Here is a 1,581-nt window from a genome sequence, read left to right as displayed (position 1 = left end):
GACCGCCAAGGCGGAAGCTGCCAGCGCGAGGGCGCTAGTATCGCATTCCGAGGCGCTAATCGCACGGCTGAAGCTAGAGATCGAGAAGGTCCGGCGCGACCTCTACGGCAGTCGCTCTGAACGCAAGGCGCGGCTTCTCGAGCAGATGGAACTGCAGCTTGAGGAGCTGGAGGCTGATGCCGGCGAAGATGAACTGGATGCAGAGATCGCAGCCAGTGCCTCGACGGTCAGGGCCTTCGAGCGCAAGCGTCCGTCACGCAAGCCCTTTCCTGAACATCTGCCGCGTGAACGTGTCGTTATCGCCGCCCCAGCCAGTTGCCCCTGCTGCGGCTCGGCAAAGCTGTCGAAGCTCGGCGAGGATATCACCGAGACCCTGGAGGTCATCCCGCGTCAGTGGAAAGTCATTCAGACCGTGCGGGAGAAGTTCTCCTGCCGCGAATGCGAGAAGATCACTCAGCCGCCAGCGCCCTTCCATGTGACACCTCGCGGCTTTACCGGCCCCAACCTTCTGGCGATGATCCTGTTCGAGAAGTTCGCCCAGCATCAGCCGCTCAATCGCCAGAGCGAGCGCTATGCCCGAGAGGGGATCGACCTCAGCCTGTCGACGCTTGCCGATCAGGTCGGTGCGTGTGCCGCGGCCCTGAAGCCAATCCATTCGTTGATCGAAGCCTATGTCCTGGCCGCCGAGCGACTGCATGGCGACGACACGACCGTGCCGATCCTGGCAAAGGGAAAGACCGATACAGGCCGCATCTGGACCTATGTCAGGGATGACCGGCCGTTTGGTGGGCTGTCACCGCCTGCAGCTTTGTTCTACGCAACGCGAGACCGACGACAGGAGCATCCCGAACGCCACCTGAAGACTTTCTCCGGCATTCTGCAGGCGGATGCCTATGGCGGCTACAATCCGCTGTTCAAGGCAGATCGCGATCCCGCGCCTCTGCGCCAAGCACTCTGCTGGGCACATTCACGCCGCAAGTTCTTCGTGCTGGCCGACATCGCCGCGAACGCCAAACGTGGCAGCAAAGCCGCATCGATCTCGCCGATGGCGCTGGAGGCTGTCAAACGGATCGATGCCCTGTTCGATATCGAACGGGAGATCAACGGCCTTAGCTCCGAGCAGCGCTTGGAGCGCCGCCGCCAAGACAGCCAGCCACTCATCGAAGAACTGCATCACTGGCTCCAAACCGAGCGGCTAAAACTGTCGCGCAGCTCTCCTGTCTCTGAGCCGATCGACTACATGCTGAAGCGCTGGGATGGATTTACGTCATTCCTCGACGATGGCCGAATTTGTCTCACGAACAACGCCGCCGAACGCGCGCTCAGAGGCTTTGCTCTCGGCAGGAAGTCATGGCTCTTCGCCGGATCGGATCGTGGTGCTGATCGTGCCGCCTTCATGGCGACGCTGATCATGACGGCCAAGCTCAATGACATCGACCCACAAGCCTGGCTGGCGGATGTCCTCGCCAACATTGCCGACACGCCGATCAGCAGGCTGCAGCAATTGCTGCCGTGGAACTGGACACCCAAGACGCTGAGTGCTCAGGCGGCCTGACCTGCGGCCTTCGCCGGATGCTTACG

1 protein-coding gene is annotated in these 1,581 nt (G+C 61.7%); it reads left to right on the top strand.

The features are described from left to right. Positions 1 to 1,555 (top strand): IS66 family transposase (gene tnpC / locus CRO48_RS31470; protein WP_097143554.1); only part of this gene is annotated, 1,555 nt, incomplete at its 5' end. Between the last annotated feature and the right edge of the window lie 26 nt (positions 1,556 to 1,581).

It is taken from the genome of Rhizobium subbaraonis (assembly GCF_900220975.1).
GTDB classification, from domain to species: Bacteria; Pseudomonadota; Alphaproteobacteria; order Rhizobiales; family Rhizobiaceae; genus Mycoplana; species Mycoplana subbaraonis.
Note: the sequence above shows the minus strand (reverse complement) of the source record. Positions and strands in the feature narration are given on the sequence as shown.